Source organism: Clostridium sp. LIBA-8553, assembly GCF_057782465.1.
In genome coordinates, this window is sequence record NZ_CM173489.1 from 3,055,112 (window position 1) to 3,080,257 (window position 25,146).

19 protein-coding genes and 1 riboswitch are annotated in these 25,146 nt (G+C 29.0%); of the genes, 1 reads left to right on the forward strand and 18 read right to left on the reverse strand.

Annotation, left to right across the window (positions count from 1 at the left end):
• Positions 1-12 precede the first annotated feature (12 nt).
• From opp4C to AC2JAQ_RS13810, 3 genes are all read right to left on the reverse strand, one after another.
• Complete coding sequence (opp4C, locus tag AC2JAQ_RS13800; protein WP_488456935.1) at positions 13-927, reverse strand: oligopeptide ABC transporter permease; 915 nt, start codon at positions 925-927, stop codon at positions 13-15.
• A gap of 14 nt (positions 928-941) precedes the next feature.
• A complete protein-coding gene (locus AC2JAQ_RS13805) occupies positions 942-1,907 on the reverse strand; it encodes an ABC transporter permease (protein ID WP_488456936.1) in 966 nt (321 codons plus the stop codon).
• Between the two features lie 75 nt (positions 1,908-1,982).
• Entirely contained in the window at positions 1,983-3,728 is a 1,746-nt protein-coding gene (locus tag AC2JAQ_RS13810) for an ABC transporter substrate-binding protein (RefSeq protein WP_488456937.1), read from the reverse strand.
• A gap of 632 nt (positions 3,729-4,360) precedes the next feature.
• On the opposite strand from AC2JAQ_RS13810, the gene AC2JAQ_RS13815 reads away from it, so the two are divergent.
• Complete coding sequence (locus AC2JAQ_RS13815) at positions 4,361-5,653, forward strand: MFS transporter (protein ID WP_488456938.1); 1,293 nt, start codon at positions 4,361-4,363, stop codon at positions 5,651-5,653.
• A gap of 391 nt (positions 5,654-6,044) precedes the next feature.
• On the opposite strand, the gene guaA is transcribed toward AC2JAQ_RS13815, so the two are convergent.
• From guaA to AC2JAQ_RS13890, 15 genes are all read right to left on the reverse strand, one after another.
• Complete coding sequence (gene guaA / locus AC2JAQ_RS13820; protein WP_488456939.1) at positions 6,045-7,574, reverse strand: glutamine-hydrolyzing GMP synthase; 1,530 nt, start codon at positions 7,572-7,574, stop codon at positions 6,045-6,047.
• A 115-nt stretch (positions 7,575-7,689) separates the two neighbouring features.
• The gene (guaB, locus tag AC2JAQ_RS13825; protein WP_488456940.1) at positions 7,690-9,144 is read right to left on the reverse strand and encodes an IMP dehydrogenase; all 1,455 of its coding nucleotides are present in this window, start codon (positions 9,142-9,144) and stop codon (positions 7,690-7,692) included.
• A gap of 190 nt (positions 9,145-9,334) precedes the next feature.
• A riboswitch (purine riboswitch) is annotated at positions 9,335-9,432 on the reverse strand.
• Between the two features lie 215 nt (positions 9,433-9,647).
• Positions 9,648-12,281 carry a PA14 domain-containing protein gene (locus AC2JAQ_RS13830; protein ID WP_488456941.1) on the reverse strand — a complete coding sequence of 878 codons (2,634 nt, stop codon included), beginning with the start codon at positions 12,279-12,281 and terminating at the stop codon, positions 9,648-9,650.
• A 22-nt stretch (positions 12,282-12,303) separates the two neighbouring features.
• Positions 12,304-12,864 (reverse strand): PilW family protein, encoded by a 561-nt coding sequence (locus AC2JAQ_RS13835; RefSeq protein ID WP_488456942.1) that lies wholly within the window; start codon positions 12,862-12,864, stop codon positions 12,304-12,306.
• A 24-nt stretch (positions 12,865-12,888) separates the two neighbouring features.
• Positions 12,889-14,985, reverse strand: a complete 2,097-nt coding sequence (locus AC2JAQ_RS13840; protein WP_488456943.1) for a DUF2572 family protein — start codon at positions 14,983-14,985, stop codon at positions 12,889-12,891.
• Positions 14,986-14,989: 4 nt separating this feature from the next.
• A complete protein-coding gene (locus AC2JAQ_RS13845) occupies positions 14,990-15,985 on the reverse strand; it encodes a type IV pilus modification PilV family protein (protein WP_488456944.1) in 996 nt (331 codons plus the stop codon).
• A gap of 16 nt (positions 15,986-16,001) precedes the next feature.
• Positions 16,002-17,216, reverse strand: a complete 1,215-nt coding sequence (locus AC2JAQ_RS13850; protein ID WP_488456945.1) for a hypothetical protein — start codon at positions 17,214-17,216, stop codon at positions 16,002-16,004.
• Positions 17,203-17,772 (reverse strand): PilN domain-containing protein, encoded by a 570-nt coding sequence (locus AC2JAQ_RS13855; RefSeq protein WP_488456946.1) that lies wholly within the window; start codon positions 17,770-17,772, stop codon positions 17,203-17,205. The genes AC2JAQ_RS13850 and AC2JAQ_RS13855 overlap by 14 nt, the downstream gene beginning before the upstream one ends.
• A gap of 14 nt (positions 17,773-17,786) precedes the next feature.
• Complete coding sequence (pilM, locus tag AC2JAQ_RS13860) at positions 17,787-18,923, reverse strand: pilus assembly protein PilM (RefSeq protein WP_488456947.1); 1,137 nt, start codon at positions 18,921-18,923, stop codon at positions 17,787-17,789.
• A gap of 76 nt (positions 18,924-18,999) precedes the next feature.
• Positions 19,000-19,515 carry a prepilin-type N-terminal cleavage/methylation domain-containing protein gene (locus AC2JAQ_RS13865; protein ID WP_488456948.1) on the reverse strand — a complete coding sequence of 172 codons (516 nt, stop codon included), beginning with the start codon at positions 19,513-19,515 and terminating at the stop codon, positions 19,000-19,002.
• Between the two features lie 41 nt (positions 19,516-19,556).
• Complete coding sequence (locus tag AC2JAQ_RS13870; protein ID WP_488456949.1) at positions 19,557-20,090, reverse strand: prepilin-type N-terminal cleavage/methylation domain-containing protein; 534 nt, start codon at positions 20,088-20,090, stop codon at positions 19,557-19,559.
• A 20-nt stretch (positions 20,091-20,110) separates the two neighbouring features.
• A complete protein-coding gene (locus AC2JAQ_RS13875; RefSeq protein ID WP_488456950.1) occupies positions 20,111-21,316 on the reverse strand; it encodes a type II secretion system F family protein in 1,206 nt (401 codons plus the stop codon).
• Positions 21,317-21,343: 27 nt separating this feature from the next.
• Complete coding sequence (locus tag AC2JAQ_RS13880) at positions 21,344-23,035, reverse strand: GspE/PulE family protein (RefSeq protein WP_488456951.1); 1,692 nt, start codon at positions 23,033-23,035, stop codon at positions 21,344-21,346.
• A 31-nt stretch (positions 23,036-23,066) separates the two neighbouring features.
• Positions 23,067-23,810 (reverse strand): prepilin peptidase, encoded by a 744-nt coding sequence (locus AC2JAQ_RS13885; RefSeq protein ID WP_488456952.1) that lies wholly within the window; start codon positions 23,808-23,810, stop codon positions 23,067-23,069.
• A gap of 292 nt (positions 23,811-24,102) precedes the next feature.
• Positions 24,103-24,558, reverse strand: a complete 456-nt coding sequence (locus AC2JAQ_RS13890) for a type II secretion system protein (RefSeq protein ID WP_488456953.1) — start codon at positions 24,556-24,558, stop codon at positions 24,103-24,105.
• Positions 24,559-25,146 lie beyond the last annotated feature (588 nt).

Genomic DNA, 25,146 nt, shown 5'->3' on the forward strand with positions numbered 1-25,146 from the left:
ATACTCTCCCCCTTAAACCTTTAGCTTAGGATCTAGAGCATCTCTTAATCCGTCTCCAAAAATATTTATAGATATAACCGTTAGGAATATACATATTCCTGGTGGTATCCATAGCCACCATCTATTAGTTAATGTGTAGTAATCTTGAGCTGACTGTATCATATTTCCCCATGTTGGTGTAGGAGGCGTAACTCCAACTCCTAAGAAACTTAGAGATGATTCTGTTAAGATTGCTCCCCCAATTCCTAAAGTAGCTGAAACTATAATTACAGCTAATGTATTAGGTAATAAGTGTAAGAACATTTTTCTAGCATCTGAAAGCCCCAAAGCCTCTGCAGCTTGCATGAATTCTTGCTCTCTTAAAGATAAAACCATACCTCTAACCATACGACAAGTACTAGTCCAGCTTAATGCCCCTATAATAAACATAACTACGAATATTCTATACTCTGGTGGTATTTTTAAATCTGACATTATAGCAGATACCATTATTAATAATGATAAGAATGGGAAACACATAAATACATCAACAATTCTCATTATTAAACTATCTATAAATCCACCATAATACCCTGCTAATATTCCTAAAGTTGTACCTATAGTTATAGAAATACCTACTGCAACTATACCTATTGAAAGTGAATATCTACCTCCATACATAAGTCTAGCTAATACATCTCTTCCTGAAGCATCAGTCCCTAACCAATGCTGAGCTGATGGAGGTTGATTAGTTTTTAATAAATTTATTGTTAAATGATCCTGTGGATATAACATTGGTCCAAATATTGAAATCGCAACCAAAACCAAAAGTATAAATAATCCACTTAAAGCTAACTTGTTCTTTTTTAATCTCTTAAAAGCTACAGTCCAAGGGCTTTCTATTTTTTCTTTTTTTACTTTAACTTTTTTATTTAATTCTGTTTGCATATAAAAAATACCCCCTACTTAAGCCTTATTCTTGGATCTACAAATGCGTATATAATATCAGCAAGTAAATTTCCTATTAAAACTAATACTGCTAAAGTAAGATTTATACCCATAAGCAGATAATAGTCTCTGTTATTTACCGCACTTAACTGTACTGGACCTATACCTGGCCAGTTAAATATTTTTTCTGTTAATGTAGCACCTGAAAATAATCCAGGTATTGACATTCCTAATAATGTTACAACTGGTATTAGAGCATTTCTTAAAGCATGTTTATATATAACAACCTTCTCTTTTAAACCTTTAGCTCTAGCAGTTCTTATGTAGTCTTGTCTAACTACTTCAAGCATACTTGATCTTGTGTATCTCATCCATCCACCTACGCTTCCAAGTGTTAAAACTATAAGTGGTAAAATCATATGTTTTAATACGTCTAAAACATATTGCATTCCTGTATATGCACTTCCAGCATCAGTCATACCAGAAATCGGGAATAGATTAAGTTCGACTCCTAAATATTTAATTAATATAAGTCCAAAGAAAAATGACGGCATTGATATACCTATAAGAGCAAACACCGTAAAGAATTTATCAAAAAAGGAATACTGCTTGGTTGCTGAAACAATTCCTATTGGCACTGCAATTAATACTCCTAAAATTAAGGATGCAGCCCCTAAAATAAATGAATTTGGTATAAAATCCTTCATTACATCTGCAACTGGTCTTTTATAATAGAAAGACTCTCCTAAAGACCCTTCTGTTACAACACCTTTTAACCAGTACATATACTGAGTAGGTTTTGATTCATCTAAATGATATTTTTCTCTTATTGCTTGTTTAGTTTCAACGCTCATATTTGGATCCATATTTGCTGTAATGGCATCTCCTGGAGCCATAGCAAATATAAAGAAAAGTACTAATGATACTCCAACAATAGTTGGGATTATTAATAGTATTCTCCTAGTAATATACTGTAGCATCTTGCTGTTCCCCCCATTTTTCAAAATTAGCCTGGATTTTTTTGTCCAGGCTAACTTCTACTAATTTATTTAAATTTATTCATTTACTAGTTCAAGTTTATGAATATCATAAGTCCAATCAATGTAAGTTGAAGGTTGATATCCCTTAACTCTTGAACTTGATGCAAACATTTCTTGCGCATTTCCTAAAAGTATATATGGTAGATCTTCAGAGAATTTTAATTGCCATTCATAATAAGCTTTCTTTCTAGCCTCTTGGTCTATTGTTGATTTACCTTCTTTTAATAACTTATCAGCCTCTTCATTTCTCCATCCAACATTATTAAATCCACCTGGTACATCTTGTGCAATTGTGAACAATTCTGATGGATCTGGATCTATTGAAAGACTCCAAGCTGCATTGAATATATCATATTCTCTCTTATCAACCTTATCTAACATTGTTCCAAATTCCATTAATTCTGGCGTAACCTTAACTCCGATTTGCTCCCATGATTGTTGAACTATTGGTATTAAAGAATCAACGTATTTAGAATCTGTATAAGTTAACCATTGAAGTTCTAATTCAACGCCATCCTTATCTCTAACGCCATTTCCATTTGTATCTTTCCATCCTGCTTCATCAAGTAATTCATTAGCTTTATCTGGATTATATTCATACTTAGGAACATCTGGATTATATGCCCATGAAGTTGGAAGTATGTGTGAATTATAAACTTGGCCATATCCTTGGTAGTATGAATCCATAAAACCTTGTCTATTTAATCCATAAACTAAAGCTTGTCTTACTTTAGGATCTTTAACTTTATCACTACCAAAATTCATTCCCATATATCCATATCCATTTTGCATATATAAATCCATATTTAAGAATCCTGCTTGTTTTAATGGTTCTATATTCTCAGGTGTAGCTCCTACTCTATCTATATCAACTGTTCCAGCCATTAACTCTTGTAACAACGTTTGAGCATTTGTAACTTTCATTACGACATACGGTATCTTTGGCTCCCCTTTCCAGTAATCAGGGTTCTTTTCAAACTTAACTTCCTGACCTTGTTTAAAGTGAACAAATTTATAAGGTCCTGAACCAACTGGCTGTAATAATTTATCTTTAACGGCTTGGAAATTTCCTTTTTCAAATGCATAAACACTTTCTGGCATAATTCCATATTCAAAATTCCAAATTCCTTTTGCATCTACTTCTTTATTAGTAAATTCTATTGTGTAGTCATCAATAACCTTTATTCCTTCAACGCTTGTAGCATCACCTTTGTTATATTCTTCATATCCAACTAGATTTCTGACAGCATCCATTCTTGGACCATCATATCCTGGATCACAGATAGAAGTGAATGTGAATGCAACATCTTTCGCTTTTAGCTCCTCACCATTTGTAAACTTAATACCTTTATTTAATTTAAAAGTATAAGTTTTACCATCTTCTGATACTTCAAAACTTTCTGCTACATCAGGAATCGGCTCTCCTTTTTCATTATTTGAAATTAGTCCACTGAATATCAATTCATTTACCCAACTATCATATTTAGTTGAACCATATATTGGTACGAATTCACCTTTTGGATCTGTTGTTCCAACTATTAATGTATCAGTTCTATTCTTAGCGGCCTCTGGAATTGCTGAAGGATTTGTTGCCTCTATTCTTTCCGGCTTAGATAAATCCCTAGTTTCCCCACTTGAACTTCCTGAACTTGAACCGTTATTATTTCCCTCTGCTGGCTTTTCTGCTCCGCCTCCACATGCTACAAATAACATTGAAGTAGCTAGCCCTGCTGTTAATAATGTAACTAATTTTCTTTTCATTAATTTTGCCCCCTTTTAATATATTTATTGCTAGTATGTAACAAATATCCAATGCCCCATATTAAATTAATGTTACAATACATACATTCCCTATGATTTCCCAAAATAAAATTTTATTACATATTTTACTTTATTTTCATATTGATAATTATATAACTTAGATTTTGCTTTGTAAATAGGTATTTTTATTAATAAATTAACAAATTTAAAAGCTATATCTGATTATATTATTAAAATCATTGGTGTATATGTCACAAATACACACGTCTTTTAAAATGTATTATTTGTATTTTAAATTATTTCCAATATTTTTGCAATATTGGAAAAATATTTTTTCATTACAAATATTTTTTCATTAAATTTGTCCCTTTCAATAAATAAATCTTAATTGCAATTATGATTTAATCTAGATATATGACACATATATCTAGATTATTAATTTTATATATAATAATAAATATACTATGAATTTTTAATAATTTACTCCTGTAAACAATTTATTACTTTTTATTCGTGATAAAAGTTACAGTTTATATTTCTATTTAATGTTATAATTTTATGGCAATTAAATTTGACATATTATATATTTTAGAGTTAAAAAATTAACAAATTAAAAAAATGGAGTGAATGAGATGAAAAACTTAAACCTAAAAGGTAATCCAAATCGTGGATTAATAGGCGCTACATTAGGTTTCTTCATAGGATTCGCAGCAGTTTCTCTTTATGGACCAACTTCTGCAGTATTTAAAGAAGCTTTTGTAAACCTTAATCCTGTATTATTAGCATTACTTATAGCAGCCCCTAACCTGTCAGGTTCTTTACTTAGAATACCTTTCTCAGCGTGGGTTGATACAACTGGAGGAAGAAAGCCACTTATTGTACTACTACTTTTATCAATCATAGGTATGGGTGGTTTATACGTAGTTTTAGCCTTCTTCAGTGATAACTTAAATCAATATTATTACTTATTATTTGCACTTGGACTATTATCAGGATGTGGTATAGCAACATTCTCAGTTGGTGTCAGCCAAGCATCATATTGGTTCCCTAAAAGCAAACAAGGTGTAGCTTTAGGACTATATGGTGGTATTGGTAACTTAGCCCCTGGAATATTTGCATTATTAATTCCAAACTTAGCACTTCCACTATTAGGATTACCTGGTTCTTACTTAGCTTGGTTAATATTCTTAATAGTTGGTACAATAGTTTACATAAAAATAGGTCAAAATGCTTGGTACTTCCAACTTCTTGATAAAGGAATTAATAAAGATGAAGCTAAAGAAATAGCATCAAAAGAATATGGACAAGAATTATTCCCTAAAGGAAAAGCTAGTGAAACACTTTTAATATCAGCTAAATCATGGAAAACTTGGGCTTTAGTATTTATATACTTCACAACTTTCGGTGGTTTCTTAGCATTAACAGGCTGGTTCCCTAACTACTGGATGACTTATTTCGGATTAAACATGAAAGTAGCAGGTCTTTTAACAGCTTTTTATTCTATCTTAACTTCATTAACTAGAGTATACGGTGGAAAACTTGCTGATAAGAAAGGTGGAGAAATAACAACTATAGTTTCTCTAGGAATAGCACTTGTAGGTGCAATTTGTATGACTTTTGCTTCAACTATGACTTTAGCAATAATAGGAATAATCCTTCTTGCTATTGGTATGGGTATAGCAAATGCAGCAGTATTTAAAATCGTTCCTAATGCAGTTCCAGAAGCAATGGGTGGAGCTTCAGGATGGATTGGTGGATTAGGTGCTTTAGGTGGTTTCTTAATACCTCCTGTAATGGCATCATTCCTAAATAGATCAGGATTTGCTGGATATTCACAAGGATTCTCTGTATTTATTGTTTTAATGATCGTAGCAATCGGAGTAATAGCTTTATTCCAAGCAATTCAAAAGAAAGCAGTAAAATAAAACATTTATATAAAAAAAGTAGCTATGAAATTTCATAGCTACTTTTTTATATACAATTACAAGTGATTCATTAAGTATTTATTTTAACACAAAAATTATCCACAGAAATTATAAACCTAATTTATCCACAGTTATCTTCTAAAATTAGATTTCTTAACTTAGTCACAAGTAATCATGATTACTTTTTCCAATTTAATATTCACAGATAAATAGACAATCATGTATGATTGCCTATTTAATCCGTAATAAAATTTATATATTTATTGATTAATTGGATACTTATTTGATTTATCTGATGTTATAACATTTTTTCACGCTTTGATGAAATGATATCAGATAAATTATACTAAAATTCAGATAGAGTTAAACTCTATCTAAATTAAGCTTTATCTTATTCCCACTCTATAGTTGCTGGTGGTTTTGAAGTTACGTCGTAAACAATTCTGTTAACTCCCTTAACTTCATTTACTATTCTTCTTGATACTTTATCTATTACTTCATATGGTATATGAGCCCAGTTTGAAGTCATTCCATCTGATGATGTAACAGCTCTTAAACCTACAGTATGGCAGTAAGTTCTTTCATCTCCCATAACTCCAACAGATTGGATGTTAGGTAATACTGCGAAGTATTGCCATATTTCACTTTCAAGACCTGCTAAAGCTATTTCTTCTCTAAATATAGCATCTGCTTCTCTAACAACTTCTAATTTATCCTCAGTAACCTCACCTAAAACTCTTATAGCTAAACCTGGTCCTGGGAATGGCTGTCTCCATACTAAGTGATGAGGAATTCCTAATTCTTCACCTACCGCTCTTACTTCATCTTTAAATAATTCTCTTAATGGTTCTATTAATGAGAATTCCATATCCTCTGGAAGTCCACCAACATTATGGTGACTCTTAATTACTGCTGAAGTATCTGTTCCACTTTCAACAACGTCTGGATATATAGTTCCTTGAACTAAGAATTTGATATCTCCTAATTTATTAGCTTCTTCTTCGAATACTCTTATGAATTCTTCTCCGATTATCTTTCTCTTAGTTTCTGGATCTGAAACACCTTTTAATTTATCTAAGAATCTATCCTTAGCATTAACTCTGATAAGATTCATATCAAAACCTTCTTTGAAGATTTTTTCTACTTGATCTCCTTCATCTTTTCTTAATAAACCATGATCAACGAAGATACAAGTTAATTGCTTTCCAACAGCTTTGTGAACCATAACAGCCGCAACTGATGAATCAACACCACCTGATAAAGCACATATTAATTTTTTATCTCCAACTATTTTCTTGATTTCAGCAATTTTTTCTTCAGCAAAAGATGCCATTGACCAAGAATTTTCTAATCCACATATATTGTAAAGGAAGTTTCTCATCATATTTTGACCAAATGGAGTATGCTCAACTTCTGGGTGGAATTGAACTCCATAAAGTCTTCTTTCTTCATTTTCCATAGCTGCTACTGGACATACATCTGTATGAGCTATGATTTTAAATCCTTCTGGTGCTTCTGCTATGTAGTCAGTGTGACTCATCCAACAAGTTTCATCTACTTCTATTCCTTCAAATAATTTTGATGAATTATCTAAAGTTACATTAGTTTTTCCATATTCTCTTACAGGAGCAGTATCAACTTTTCCGCCTAAAAGATGTGCCATTAACTGGTCTCCATAACAGATTCCTAATATAGGAACATTTAAATTGAATATTTCTTTATCTAATGTAGGAGTATTTTCTCCATAAACTGAGTTTGGTCCACCAGTGAATATTATTCCCTTTGGATTTTTCTCTTTTATTTTTTCTATGCTGTATGTATAAGGAATTATTTCACAATAAACTCCACATTCTCTAACTCTTCTTGCTATTAACTGATTATACTGTCCACCAAAGTCGACAACTAAAACTAAATCTCTCATTTGCTTTCCTCCACAACTCTATTTTTCCGTTTATCTTATATAATATATTGCAACAAAATGTTAAAATTTTCAATGTATTTATTCTAACATTTTGTTGAATTTTCTAGCCTGTTTATTATTGATTAACGCTATAGTTTGGTGCTTCTTTAGTTATATTTATATCATGAGGATGACTTTCTCTAAATCCTGCTGAAGTTTGAACAACAAAGTTAGCATTTTCATATAGATTCTCTAAAGTTGGTGCTCCTAAGTAACCCATACCTGATTTTATTCCACCTATTAATTGGTATATAGTATCTGCTAAATGTCCTTTGTAAGCTATTCTTCCTTCAACACCTTCTGGAACGAATTTCTTAGTACCGTTTTGGAAGTATCTATCACTTGAACCCTTTGCCATAGCTCCAAGTGAACCCATTCCTCTATAAACTTTATAGCTTCTACCTTGATATATTTCTATAGCTCCTGGTGCTTCTTCACATCCTGCAAAGATTGACCCCATCATAGCCGCACACGCTCCAGCTGCTAAAGCTTTAACTATATCTCCTGAATACTTTAATCCACCATCAGCTATTACTGGTATTCCTATTTTTTTACCTTCTTCAGCACAATCCATAACTGCTGTTAATTGAGGAACTCCAACCCCTGCAACTATTCTTGTAGTACATATTGATCCTGGTCCTATACCAACCTTAACACAGTCTGCTCCAGCCTCTGCTAAGTCTCTTACAGCCTCTGCTGTTGCTATATTACCAGCTATTACTTGAAGCTCTGGATATCTAGCCTTTATTCTCTTAACTCCTTCGATAACACCCTTTGAATGACCATGAGCTGTATCTAAAACAATAACGTCAACATTTGCTTTAACTACGGCATCTACTCTTTCCATCATATCATTAGTTACACCGATTGAAGCTCCACATAAAAGTCTTCCCTTTTCATCCTTAGCCGCATTTGGGAACGCTTTAGCTTTTTCTATATCTTTTATAGTTATAAGCCCTTTTAAGTTATTTTCATCATCAATTAAAGGAAGCTTCTCTATTTTATGTTGCTTTAATATTTCTAAAGCTTCAGTTAATGTAGTTCCCTCTTTAGCAGTAACTAATGGGCTTTTAGTCATAACTTCTGAAACTTTTTTATCGTAGTTTGTTTCAAATACTATATCTCTATTTGTTATGATTCCAACTAGTTTTCCTTCTCTTGTTACAGGAACTCCTGAAATTCTATATTGAGCCATTAAATCTAATGCTTCTCTTACTGTGTGATCTTCTGATAAGAATATTGGATCTGTTATTACTCCATTTTCTTGTCTTTTTACTCTATCAACTTCTCTTGCTTGATCTTCTATTGTCATGTTTTTATGGATTATTCCTATTCCACCTTCTCTAGCCATAGCTATTGCCATTTTAGATTCAGTAACTGTATCCATACTTGCACTCATTAATGGAATGTTTAATTGGATTTTCTTAGTTAATTGAGTTTTTAAAGAAACCTCATTAGGTAGGACCTCTGATTTGTTTGGTACTAATAATACATCATCAAATGTATATGCTGTTTTTAATATTCTTGCCATATCGATCGCCTCCACACTATATTTTTCAAAGTTATTTATGTACAGTTAAGTAATTTTATGTAACTCGTTTTTAAAAAGGCTTGCCCTATTTTTGAATGTAAACTTGCAAATATACATTAGATACGAAATTTATTTTTCAAAAAAAGCATACTAACCTCTAAGTGAAGTTAATATGCTTATAGTACACCTATAGTATATCAAATTCACTCATAGACGGAAATTTAAGGTTTCCGGTAGAAACGCCTTGCCTTATTCAAAGCTTATACGAGTTTATTTATATTCCGTTTTGTTTAATTTTTATTAATTATAATCTATGAAAGAGGGCTTGTCAATAAAATGCATAAAATTAATTTTAAAAGCGCATTTTTGCAAGTTTTAATTCTTTATTTAACTCAAATGATTTTTAAATTTCATTTAGTTGGTTTTTTATTAACATTTTTATCTTAAATAAAAAAGGACAAGATTATATTTTTAGTATAATCCTATCCTCTTTATTTTATTCTCTAAAATACATCTGGCATTTCTGTTGGTCTAAGTATTGCGTAATGTTTATTTGTATCATTACCTCCATCAATTGTTCCTTCTAGTTTTAATTGTCCACCACCAGGTATATCTGGAGTAACATTTATAACAATCAAATAATCAGTATTCTCTTCTAATTTAAATCCATCTTTATCTTGTATAGCTATAACATTATTATTTAAACTAAATTCTGCAGTTTCTGAATTAATAAAATCAATATTGCCATTTGTTATTTTATATTTGCTTACAGATATATTTCTATTTCCCGTTCTTAAATAATTTTGATTTAAAGAAACATCAATAATAGTGCTCGGAGAATTTACCTTTACACTTAACGCTACTTTGCTTGGAATTCCATTTACTACATTGCTCACACTATTAACATTCCCAATATTACTTGGCTTAGCTGTAGAATCTAAAATTCCCATCTCAATTATTTTAGAACTACTTATAGCATTTATATTTATTGTTGGAAAATACTGTGTTATTGTTGCCATATCTTTTCCTGAATACTTATATGTAATTCTATTATCATTTCCATCAAAAATAAATTGTCCAATTCTACCGATCTGTATTTTAACTGGTATTTCTATAGTTTGAGCTTTATACATCATATCATTTCTATCCAAAGTATAAACCAAATCATTATTAAATTTAACAGTAAAATTAGTACCCTTCGGTGTCTCATCTCCTGATTTTTCTATAATATAATAGCGATTTGAATTTTCATTTAAGTTGCTATTATTTCTTGAAATAAACTTAATTCCAGGTGGCAACATTCCATTTATCTCAATATCAGTTAATGTTATGGTATCCGGCAATTTTTCTCCTGAATTATTACTTATATCTTTTGTTGCAATAGGTTTAGGTTGTAATGTATATTTTAAATCATATTTTTTTCCCTGAATTAATTTTTCGCTATTTGCTAGGCTTATATTAGTTATAAATCTATTTTCAACATTAAAATAACCATATCTTCCTTCTTTTAATACCTTTTGATTTGATGTATCATCCTTTCCAATAGATACTATTCTGTATTCTATGTAATAGCTTCCTTCTTCAGATGGAAACGGAATCCCATCCTTTCCGCCAGTGAATATTCCATCAGCATTTTCACCTGGTTCTTTACTCTTTGAAGGATAAAAAGTAAATGCAGAACCATTCTCTCCCATAAACTCTTGTCTCCCATATCCATAATCTTTGTATTTACTATATTGATATCCAACTTTAAAGGCACCACCGCCTCCCCAGTTAAAGTATTCTAATGATATAGGATAATATTCATCTGCACTTAGATATATTGGATTTGCGTCTCTATTTGAAAAATATTGTACTCCATGCGGATAAAATCCATTCTTTGAAAACTCATAAGCCTTTCCATCAGCTGTAATTGTTCCTTTTGCACCATCATCAGATAGTATACCTAATATATACCACCCACTCTTCTTAGGTTTTATGTATCCCCAATACTTAGCTGCCTCTTTATACTCTCCTCCAATATACATACTATTATAAAACGTCATATTAGGAACCCATTTATATTTTACTAATCCATCACTATCTACATACCTATTTAAATATCCATATTGATTTTTACTATTAGCAACTTCAGTAGGCAAATATTTAATATTACTTGAAGGATTTTTAAATACCAAATTAGGATCAGACCATTGACTATTTCCACTTAATGTAGGTAAATGGTTAACGTCATAAGATCTAAAGGTTAAATTATTAGGGTTATCATAATCTATATCTGCATTTATCTTATCTGTGTTTAACAGTAGGTTTTGCCATTCTGGATTATCATCTTGTCCTTTTTTAATAAACCTATATTTTAAATAATAATTACTATTTTTATCCTTCGCTATTCCTGAAACTTTAAAATTAGCTAATCCTCTTCCTATTAAAGTATTATCTTGAGTTAAATCTTCATAATAAAGTTTATTATCTTTATCATTTACTGTATTATATGGTTTACCTAAATTTCCTCTTGAATCACTTACTGATATATTTACACTTAACTCCTTATTAACACTAAATCTAACAGTTGGTAAATCTCCAGATGTTTCTCCATATACCCTTATCTTTCCATCAACTAAATATTCTTTAATAGCTTCATTACTTAAGTTTTTTCCAACATATTTTATAGTTATTTTAAATGGATTTGCTCTAAAATATCCATCCCAACGCCAATAATACCAATTCCATTTCCAACTTCCTATAGACTCATACTGTATATTATGAAGTTTAATTGAATTTAAATTTTTTCCATCAACATCAATATTTTCATTTATTTCATTTTGGTTCCATTTAATCTCTTTTACCTGAATCCCATCAGGTACATTTAGGTCTAATGTTGCATGTCCAAGCTCTTCTACACTATTAGGTTGCTCCCTATTACTATACCCAAAATAACTTGGGTCTAAATCCTGTGGTTGAACTACATAAGTTACGCTAACCTCTTCTCCATTGTTTATTATATAATCTGTAGTATCAGTGTTTATTGACATATAAGGTACTTGATATGCCAAAACATTTAAGCTTACTAAACTTATTATACCTATTGCCAAAATAAAGATTAAAGTATTTCTTCTATTATCAACTAACTTAATCAACTATTTCACCTCCAAACAGTTATTATTTTTTATTTCTGAAGGTTAATATATTACTAACCTCATATGGAGTAGCATTATTAGTATCAAACTCTATTTTTACTTCTATTGAATTAGCATTACTAAAATTTGTTCCACTTGGTAAAGCATTAAAACCTATTTTCTTAATAAATTGTCCTATTTGTATTTCTTGATTATCATCTTTTTGGTAATATAAAATTTCATTTTCTAACTTAAACCTAGTTTTTATATTATCCTTTGCCTCATTGTTATCAAATGTTATTGATATACTACTTCCAGATCCTATAGAGCTTGTTGTACTATTCTCCGCTAAATCAATACTTTCTTTATTATTATTCAATTTAATACTTGAAATATTTGAGGCTTCCATAGCTGAGTCAGTGAAATAATTCATTATCACCTTTGCTTCTCTTTGAAAGTCTATTTGATTGCTTGTCTTATTTAAACTCTTATAATTTGATATAAAGAAAGGCCCAACTATCATTAATATTATTGTAATTAATGATAACGCAACAACTAATTCTATAAGAGAAAGTCCTCTTTTTTTAGTTTTAAGTTTTATCATCTTATCACCATCTTTCTCTTATAATTAATTAACTTTCCAATCACTTGTTTTAACTAAATCTAAAGTTGTATCATTTATATCTTTTTCTGACTTAACTAATAAATATGTGGAAACTGGCTCTCCATTGAACACGCCCTTAAAATCTTCATAATTATTTCCTATTAATTCTTTTAAATATTCTTCATCATAAGTTATTTTTACATTTTGTTTTTTAACTTTTCCTTTATTTAAAACATCTAAGTTTCCAGTAGTTATTATAGTCCCTTTAAACTTTATATCACTATCTATTTTTATATCTTTATCAGTTATAATAATTCCATTACAATCTTTGTTTATAGTTACTATATCATCATTAATTGTTAATGGACTATTTTCTGCATTGTTTTCTACATTAGCTCCATTATTTATATCAATGTATATTAAATCATTAGATTCTGTAAGTTTGTTTACATACTTTTTATTTTTTGAAATCATACTTTCTGTATTTATAGAGTTAACTTTACTAAAATAATTTTCTACATAATCACTTCTTATTTCTTTAACTTTATCTAATGTTAAATTATTTCCTTTTATATCATCATTTTCATCTACAGTTACACCAACACTTGTTACATTATCCGCACTAGGTAATGATATACCCTTACTATTTATATTTACAGCCTTGCTTGCTTCCTTAAAATATTTAGCTTTAGCATCTAAACTACTATCTCCATCTATACTTTCTACTAATTGTAATGGATTATAATATTTAAACTTTACATCTTTTCCTTTTACAGCATATGTATAGGCTATATAGTTTCCTTTTACAGCTAAAGATTCTCCAGTTTGATAACTTTCACCTAAAGTATTTATATATGCACTTCCCATTATTACTGCTTTATTTTTAATATCTAGGCTAGATCCATCTCCTAAATCCTTTGAGTTTATTACTATAGCACTTGAATTTTGTTTATCACTTACTAAATTTTCATTTGAACTATTACTATTAAGGCCATAAAATCCATCTTGAAGATTAATAGTTGAATCTAGTCCATTAATTATTAAATCATTCATTGTATAAACTGGTACTTTAGAATCTATACTATTTCCTTTTAAAAATTCACTATTCCCAAAAGCTTTATTTGAATCAATGTTTTCAAAAGAATATATCCCTAAATTGTGAGTATATATTCCACTATTGTTTATTCCAGATGAATCTAAAGCTTCAAGAACTCCATTTTCACCATTAAGAATAATATCCTGCTTACTTACTAAAACTCCGTTATCAACATTTAATCTTCCACCTGAAATTACAATTCCACTGGCTGTTTTATTTTGACTTGAGTTTTTATAAGATTTATTGTCTTCAAAATCGTAGTTGGCAGAAACATATGTACTTCCACTCACATTCAAATCACTATTTTGGTTAATATTAAGATTTTCCCCAACAACTAAACCTTGTTGCCATATATTATATACTGGTATTTTTTCTGTATAGTATGCTCCATTATACTCAGGTACCTCTATTTTAAAAGTTAGCTCAACATCTTTATAATTTTTAGTTTCATTGCCATCCTTAACATTAAATTTTGAGTTTAGCCTTAAAGTCAAAAATTCCTTATTATTAGTAGTTGTAAAAATAAAATATTTATCTAAATCGCTTGTTTGATTAATTCCACTATCTGAATTAACTTCTTTTCCATTTATAGAAACTAAATCTATATCATAATAATCTTCGTCCTGCTCATATTTAAATCCATTAGTATTAAAAAGAACTTGTCCATTTTTAATTTTAAATAAACTTTTTAGATTATCATGAACATACTTTTTATATTCATTTTTAAATATAGAATTCTGAGTACTCTCTATATTTTCAGAAGTTAAGTTTTCCATGCTACTTTTTGTGACTGCGTCATTCCCAGCATCTACAGCTTTTGCAGTCATATCATTTATTTTAACTTTAACCTCGTCTAATCCTGATTCAGACATATATAAATTTTGTGTTTTTTTAGATTCAACTATTATAGCCTTATAATTTGATAAAGAAAGTGAAACTATCGCTGTACCGATTGTTGCAACTATTGCTAATACTACTATTACATAGGCAAGAGAAGCTCCCTTTTTCTTTCTCATGTATAACATATTATCACTCTCCTATAAATTCTGTAGCCTTAATATTATATATGTTTTCATTTCCGCACTTTACATTTAAATTTATATCATATAGACCTACCTTATCATCATAAGGAGATTTTTCAACATAGTTTTTATAAATTTTAACTATTCCTTGTGGCTTTGTATCAACAATATTATCGTAATATCTTACACCACTCCCCTTATACTTATAAGCATATATACTTAAATCACCTTCTAAATCACTATTTAAAGCTCTTAACTTTATCTCCTTATTTTTTTCATCTTCATAGAAAAGAACTTTCACTTTAGAATTTTTACTTTCATTATCAAGGTCTGATTTATTTATATCGCTTTCTGTCTTTACATTGTCATTACTAACAGTAATATCACTTACTTCATGTGTTGATTTAATATCAACAGTTCCATCACTCTTCTTATCTATAGTTAATTCAAGCAACTCATTATTTAGATTATTAATCCTTCTATATTTTAATCTATACCACTCTCTATTTATTATCCTATAAACAGTAATACTAGTATTACCAATATAAACGCAATAATTAAAATCTAATTTAGTACTCTCATTATTTTCATCTTTATTATCATTATATCCACTTAAATTTGGCGTTATAGTCCCATTAACTTCAAAATTTTTATTAGTATTATTCGGCTTAAAGGTTCCATTAACTTTATATGAATCAAAGTTATTTCCACTATTGTTTTCTTTATTTAAAGTTATGTTTATTCCATTACTCAATACTATTTTATTTGTATCTGGATATGTAGATAAATTATATAACTGATCAATTTTTAATGCTTTTATTTCCTCAACTGTACCTTGAGCTAAATCTATAGCCTGTTGCTTTTCACCACTTTTAGTAGATGTTTTAATTGCTGTCAAAGTAAAGCTTCCTAAGGGTATCATTATTAAAGTAAATAAAACCAAACTAATTATTGCTTCTATTACTGTAAATCCTTTTTTACTTCTTCTTTTTTTGATACCCATAAGCTTCACACCTCTTCTAGTTTTTTATTACTTTTACCTTACCTTCTGTTGTCACGTTAACTCTTGGATTAGTCGTATCATCCTTATCCACAACTAAATTAACGGTTTTATCTGAACTATTTACTATTTTTATATTAACTCCAGACTTATCGTCCTTATTTCCTCTTTTTTCTGAGAAAATTTCAAAGTTTATATCATTTCCATTTGGTTTAAATTCTTCGCCATTTCCACTAAAATCTGTTGGATATGTTTTTCCTCCAACTTTATACTTATAATAGTATTTACCATCCTTTTCTGTTACGTACATCTCTACATCAGTAATATCATTTTCATCATTGCTTAAATAGCTTGTCTTATTTTTATCTTCAGCCTTACCTAACACTATAGTTGGTAAATCTGAATTTATTGGTCTAACAGTCATTAAAAAATCATTTTTTGTTTTTGAATTTTCTAATTCACTTTCTATTGTTCCACTCCCTGCAACACTAGCTCCTGAAAAAGGGTTCTCCTTACCATATTTTTCATCGGCTGTTGTAAACTCTTCAGTTGTTGCATCAATCTTAGGTATAGCCACTAATTGTATATTTATATTAGCAGAAACTTTTCCATCAGTTTGAGCACTTAAATTAAAATTAAGTATATTTATGTGTTTAGGGTTCTCATCAAGAGCTTTCATAAACTTCATAATATCATCGTAAGTTCCATTTACACTTAAAGAAATAGTCATTTGATTTAAATTATAAACTTCTTCTTGCTTTTTTTTATTAGAAGTTTCTTCTTTTTTATCATCAACTATTTTATTATAATCATTTACTATGCCTTGTATCTGATTTTGATTTTCTTCACTATTTTTACTATTACTTTGTTCATCATTATTTTGTATAACAGGAAGAGTTTTTATTTCTGAAAAACTCATAGTTCCTTTAACATTAGTATCATTCATTAAATTATTTAATTCTAAAATAATATTAGGTTGTTCAATACTTGAATAAAATCCAGCTGTTAAATTATTAATTTCTGTATTAAATATGTTTATTTCCTCTTTATTTGGTTCCATAGACTGAACCATTTTCACATCATTTTCATATTCTTTTTCAGTACTTTGTTTTTTACTCTCTAAAGTTTTTAATTCACTATATTGATAATCCCATACTAATTTATAATATCCAGAGCCAATAATTCCAAGAGCTAGGATAAATAATAAAGTCTTTTCTTTTTTAGTTATTTTCATTACTTCCTACCTCCTTTAAAGTACAACTTATAGAGAATGAATATTCTCCTTTTGCATTTCTCTCTCCAATGCCACTTATATATGTATTTTCAATAAATCCAATATTATTTAAGTTATATTGTAAATCACTTATTGCACTTCTTGTTTTTGATAAGGCTTGTATTGTTAAATTCTTATTATCTATACTTATTTGAGTGAATATAACATCATTAGGTACTGTACTATTTATTATTTTTATTCTTTGAGTATTTACATAGTCATTGCTACAAATTTGTTCTGAAGCTGCTTTAACATTTGTATAATACTTCTCTAAAGTAGAATGTTCTGAAGCAATTTTTTTTGCTTGAGTTAAATTTTCTTGCATATCAGTAGCATTTATCTCTGATTCATAAGCACTTATCTGCTTTTTCAAAATATGAATTCTTACAAGATTTATTGAGAAACTTACTATGAATATAAATAAAACTGCTCCTAATATACTTAACCCTATATATTTTCTTTTTGAATCACTTTTTCTTTCTTGAGCTATATGGGAGAAAAAGTTAAAATCTCTCATTTTTAATCACCAACCTAAAGTCTTATTAAGGCTCCAATAGCATTTATATATTCAGAAATACTAACCTCTTCTACATTCTTTTTAAATTCTATATTGCTATTTCCTTGAAGTATTTTAACTCTCATATCAAATTTAGTTGAAACATATCTCTCTAGTCCTCTTATGTTAGCTCCACCACCACAAAGATATATTTTATCTATTTTACTTTGAGAATTTTTACTTTTATAATACTTTATCAATCTATTTGCTTCGTCAAACCACATATCTACACTTTCTTTAACACAGTGTTCTAGAGGTCCTTCTTCTCTACTCATTAAATTGCAATTTTCTTTTTTCTCATTTTCTGCTTCTTCTAATGATATTCCTAACAATCTTGATATTTGATGGTCTAAATAGTCACCACCTGAATTCATTGTTTTAATTAAAACAAGTTCGTTACCACTCATTATTGTTAATCCTATATTATTTGCACCTATATCCATACTTAAAACTGTTTCCTTTACATATGGATTCATTACATAAAGTGCTTTTCTCTTAGAATTGTAATTTAAATCAAGCGCATATGGTTTTCCACCAAGTAAATTAGTAAGTTCTGCATAAGAATAAATCATTCTATTTGGATAAACAACTATAAGAACCTCTAACTTTTCCTTTCCCTCAATAACTTTCTCGCTTAATATATTGTATTGAATCATATGTTCTTCTAAATCTATAGGAAGATATTGCTGAACCTCATATTTAATAACTGCATCTATTTCATCTTCGTTTACTTTGGGAATTAATATGGTTCTATTTATTATTGATGTACTGTTAGTAGTAAAAATAATATTGTCTTCATTTATCTTATGTAAATCTAAAGCATCGCCTATAACATCACTTAACTCATTAATATTTTTTATATGTCCATCTTCAATTGCACCTTCTGGAGTTAGTATTTTAAAAGCTTTTTCTATAATGACTTTATTTCTAAAATATCTTCCAAGCACTATTTTAATATTCTCGCTTCCAATATCTATAGAAACAGCCTTTTTAGATATTACTTTTTTAACTTTACTATTTTTCTTACCCTGTTTTTTCCTCTTAAATAGCTTTAATATGTCACTAACATCCATTTGTAATATGCTTTTATTCTCTTTTTTCTCTAAACTCAAGGGGATACCTCCTTGCCTTTTATAGTTGAAAAGTGCAAGGAAAGATTCCTTACACTTTTATTAATTAAATCATCTTTTATTGCTGAACGCTACCTGATACGGATTTTGCTGGTGTTGATCCATCGCCATTTATATTAAAAGCATCTTCTCCATTTGGATAAACAATATCTCCACCTGATAACTTAACTACTATAGTAGGATCATCAGCTTTTCCACCTACAACAACAGTAAATTTTTGTTTACTATCTGTTTTCACAGCTGGTATTGTTTGTAAATATGCTGTCAACGCCTCTGATTCATTTTTATTTTCTGGAGCTGCTGTTATAGTTCCTTTTCCTCCATTTGCTCCAGGTGTTAATGTAAATGTAACATCTGATCCATTTGGAATTATTTTTCCTTCTGCTATTAATGCTGATGTTGCATCATATACAGTTTTAGCACTTGCTATATCCGCCTTTACCTTTGATTTTCTTTGAATTGATAAGAAATTTGGAATAGCTATAGCAGCTAATATTGCTATTATCGCTATTACTATAATTAACTCAATTAAAGTAAAACCTTTTTTCTTTTTATTCTGTTTTTTTGTATTCATTAGTTTTCCTCCTTAAAATAATATGTAATTTATATAAAACCTTAACTAGGTTTTTTATCTAAATTAAAAATTCCTGTTTGTGCTGGATATACTTCACCAATTGGTCTTCTATCCTGAGCCTCTGAATCAAAAATTGCAACTCTTATCTTAGGCTTGTCAACTTGAGGCTTTCCATTTTTATCAAACTCGAATTCAACTGCTACTGCATAATACCCATTTTTAACTGACTTAACTACAGGTTGAGTTGCTAAATATTCTCTTAATTCATTAGCCCTAGTTCCTTCCGTATTCATTTGTTTATTAGTTAAATATATAGAATAACCGCCATTGACTTTACCATCTTCATCAATATTATATTTAGGCATTGTAAATTCTTGAGCACCTTCAGTAATAAGAGCCGATGTAGCATCATATATATTCTTTGCTGTGGCTATATCAGCATTAACCTTAGCCTTCCTTTGAATAGCTAAAAAATTTGGTATTGCTATTGCAGCTAAAATAGCTATTATTGCTATTACTATAATAAGTTCAATAAGAGTAAATCCTTTTTTCTTTGATCTTTTGTTAATACTCAAGACTATTCACCTCCTTAAAATTAACCTATACTGTTATACATCTTAAACATAGGTGTTAGTATTGATATTAATAAGATTCCTATAATTATTCCCATAACTACTATCATTAGAGGTTCTATTAAAGCTGTTGCTGTTTGTATTTCTCTTTCTAATTCATCATCATAAAAATCTGCTGTTTTATCTAATATACTATCTAAAGATCCAGACTCTTCTCCAACTTTAACCATAGAACCAAGCATTGGTGGGAAAATTTTTATTTTCATAATTGATTCTCCAAGACTTTCTCCTCTAATAACCTTATCCTTAACTCCCAATAGCTCTTTCTCGGCAATCTTATTACCAACAACAAATGCTACAACCTCAAGGGAAGTAACTAAAGACATTCCACTTGAAGAAACTATACCCAATGTTCTAGTAAATCTAGAAACGATTATTTTTTGAGTTAGTTTTTTTATAATTGGAATTTTTAAATTTATATGACTTAATTTATATTGACCTTCTTCACTTCTAAAATATTTTCCTAGGAAATAAATTCCCACAACCAAAATTATAAATATTATTATTCCATACTTACCAATTATCTTACTTGTGGCTAACACAACCTTTGTTATAGCAGGAAGTTCAACATTATTCTCTTCAAACATTTGTATAAAGGTTGGCATTACGAAAGTAAGAATAAAAGTTATTGCTATAATGGCAACTATCCCTAAAACTATAGGATAAATCATAGCACTTTTTATTTTTCCTCTTATCTTGTTTTCCTTCTCATAGTAATCTGCCATTCTTTTAAGAATCATATCTAAATTACCACTTTTTTCACCTGCATCAACCATACTGGTAAGTAATCTAGGAAAAACATCTTTTCTCTTTCTCATAGAATTCGCAAGAGTTTCTCCTCTTTTCACATCTGCATTTACTCCTATTAGAGCTTCCTTCATCTTTTGATTCTCATCTTGTTCCATTAATATATTCAGAGTTTTTCCCACTGATAACCCTGAATCTAGCATTACATAAAACTGTCTACAAAAAACCGCTATATCCTTAAGTTTAACTTTATGTTTAAAAGAAAAATGTTTTTTACTTTTGGAATTGTCCTTTTCTATACTTAAAGGATAATATTCATTAGATAAAAGAATTTCCCTAACTTGACTCTCAGAATCAGCAGTTTGTGTTCCTTCTATCCTTTGTCCTTCAGAATTAATAGCCTTATATTTATAATTTGCCATAATTCATCTCCTTTTCTTTTATCAGAACTAATCATCATAAGTTACTGCTAACATTTCTTCTACTGTAGTTATCCCTTCTAATACTAGATCTCTACATGCTTGTCCTAAAGTTTTCATTCCTTCTCTTATGGAAATATCTCTAATAACATCAGCACTTTCACTATTTAAAATTGCATCTCTATGTCTTTTAGTAATCTCCATAATTTCATATATACCAACTCTTCCAACATAACCTGTGTTATTACAATAAACACATCCTTTTCCTTTATGTAAAATTAAATTTTCATGCTTATCTATTCCTAAAATTGATTTTTCATATGTGTTTGCATCATATTCCTCACCACATTTAGGACAAACTTTTCTCACAAGTCTTTGAGCTATAACCCCTTTAATAGCGTTAGCTATTAAATACTTTTGAACCCCCATATCTTCTAATCTCAAAATACTAGAAGGAGCATCATTAGTATGTAATGTTGATAATACTAAGTGGCCTGTAATAGCTGCTCTTATAGCAATCTGAGCCGTTTCAGTATCTCTAATCTCTCCAACCATTATAGTATCAGGGTCTTGTCTCAAAATTGACCTTAACCCTGTTGCAAAAGTTAATCCTACTTTTGAATTAACATTAACTTGATTAACTCCCTCTATTGCACATTCAACAGGATCTTCTACAGTAATAATATTTTTGCTTTCTGTATTCAATTCATTCAAAATAGCATAAAGAGTTGTTGTTTTACCACTACCTGTAGGCCCAGTAACAAGTATTATTCCATTAGAATGTTTAGTTATTTTTTCTAATAAATCAAGTTCACCTTTCTTCATTCCAAGACTTTCTTTAGATATTATAAAGTTATCTTTATTTACTATTCTTATAACTATCTTTTCTCCTGTTATCATAGGTAAAATAGATACTCTTAAATCTATTTGTTTATTTCCTACTTTAGTAAGTATTCTTCCATCCTGGGGAAGTCTTTTTTCCGATATATCAAGGTTTGCCAGTATTTTAACACGTGTTACTAATGGTGCTAAGGTATCTACTGGCAATGTTGATATAGTATGTAGCTTACCATCTATTCTATACCTAATCCTTAATATATTTTCATAAGATTCAATATGTATATCACTAGCTCTTTCTTCAACTGCATTTTTAATAACATACTCTATCATTTTTACAATAGGTGCATTATCTAAATTATCAATTTCCTCAATTTTATCTAAATTAAGTTCATTATTCTCTTCACTTGATACTTTTGATAATTCTTCTGCCACTGAAAGAACCTTTTGATTTGAATAATATATGTCTATTGCTCTTTGAATAGATTGCTTTAAAGCTATATAAGGCTTAACCTTTAATCCTGTAGAAATTTCAACATCATCTATCGCTACTATATCCAAAGGATCAGCCATAGCAACTTTTATAATATTATCTTCTATCTCATAAGGAAATATCATATGTTTTCTACATACAGTTTCTGAAATCATCTTTATAGCTCTTCTATCTATTGTTATAATCTCAAGATTTACTTTTTCTATATTTAATTGTTTTTCTAAAACCTCTATTATGTCCTCTTCAGTGACAAAATTCTGATCAACAAGTATTTCTCCAAGTCTTTTACCAACTTGTTTCTGAATTGCTAAAGCTTCTTTTATTTCTTGTTCTGTCAGTTTACCTGATTCTATTAGGATATCTCCTAAACGCTTCTTTTGATAACTTACCAAAGGAATATCCCCCTTTATCTAAAGTAAATAACTAAATTCCAAAATATATTGGAATTATAATATTTCCAAAAAAAATTAATATTATAGTTGATATACCTATAGCTGGCCCAAAAGCTATGTAATCTCCTCTTTTCTTTTTCCTAATCACAATCTCTAAAACAGCTAATATTCCACCAACTATAAAAGATAAAAATATATTTATTATAGCTAATTTCCATCCTAGAAAAATTCCTGCTATAGCATGTATTTCTATATCTCCACTTCCCATAGCTCCAGTTAGTTTACTAACTAAGAAAATTACTCCACTAGCTATTAAGCACCCTAAAAAATAATTTAAAATGCTTTCTCCAAAATAAAATTTTTCTATTAATGCAAAAACAACCCCAAGTAATATTGCTGGATAAGTTGTAACAGCATAAACATCTTGAGTGTCATAATCTATGAATGAAATTACTATAAGAAATGTAATTAAGACTAAATACTTAATTGTAAAAAAAGATATACCATAATATTCATATACACAAAAATATAAAAAACCTGTAAGTAATTCTACTAGAGGATATCTTATAGATATTTTTGTTTTACAATATCTACACTTTCCCCTTAAAAATAAATAACTCAATACAGGTATTAAATCTATAGATTTCAGTTTCCTTTTACATACTCCACAATGTGAAGGTGGAAATGCTATGGATTCACCTGCTGGAATTCTAAAAATGCATACATTTAAAAAACTTCCAATTATTAATCCAAATAAAAAAAATACTATTGACACATGTCCTCCATAATTCGTTTTAAAAATTAACTTTCTATTAATATTTCATATTAATTATAAACATCGTACATTTTTTTGTAAATAATTTAAGCAACATTTTTAGCTTATTAAATAAATAATTTACTATTTTTCTTCTTATAAACATAATTATTAAATAGTACTTAATAATACATTAAATTACACTTTATAAAAAATAAGCTTTTGATTTTATTTTTCATCAAAAGCTCTATAATCTACTTAAAATAACAATTATTTAATTATATATTTATTGATAATATTAGGTCTCTTTGTTTTACTCCTCTATATTTGAATCTCCTCCAGTTGAAGTTTTTCCAGTTGAAGCCGTAACCTTTCTTCCATTCTCTATACTTACATTATAAAAATCTCCATTTTGTGGTTTATCTAAATCTCCAAGCAAATCCTGTAATTTAGTTTTTCCACCTCCATCACCTTGTATCCCTGAAACATCAACTCCAGAACCATTAGGTGTAATTTTTATACTTGTTGTACTACTATCAATAACATCTTCAGCTAACAACATTTCTACCGATCTTTCGATAGCTGCACAGTTTTGCTCATCAACCTTTGTCTTTGCCCCTTCTTTTACTGATGAAAAATTTGGAGCTATAACAGTAATAATTATAGCCATAATAGCCAAAACAACAGTTAACTCAATCAAAGTAAATCCCTTTTTCTTTTTTTCCCTAGATTTTTCTTTTTTAAAATTCGCATATTTTAGTGATATCATTTATGGATCCCTCCTAGTATAATTTTTTTAAAGTTAAATATTTTTTAACTTTAGATTTATATTAGGATTATGGACTTTTTTACCATTTTTATACATAAAAAAAGAGATTCTTTTTAAAAAGAATCTCTTTCTATATATCATTCGTTTATTAAATTTCTTATGTTATTTAAATTCCTTAGTTATCTTAAAATCTTTCGTATTTCTAAATCTTTTGTTTATTCTAACTTTATGTACGTACTCTATAACTTCTTTCGTTTTTCTTTAATGTCTTTTGCTATAATAGCTAAAAGCTATTAAATGAATTTAAATCATATGTAATTTTAATATCTTTTGTTTTGTAAATTCATTCGTTAGTAATTATTTCATCTTTAGTATATCTATTTCTTTTGTTTCTCAAAATCATTTGTAACTTATGAACTTATAATAACACATATTTTTCCAGTTGTCTACAAAATAATACAATATTTTTTTATTTTTTTAATATAAATTTTTTTCACCAATTAAAATTTTAAAATTAATACTTTTAATAACAATTACTTAATGAATTCACTATTTACATACCATTTTCAGTTGATTTTTCGACATTTA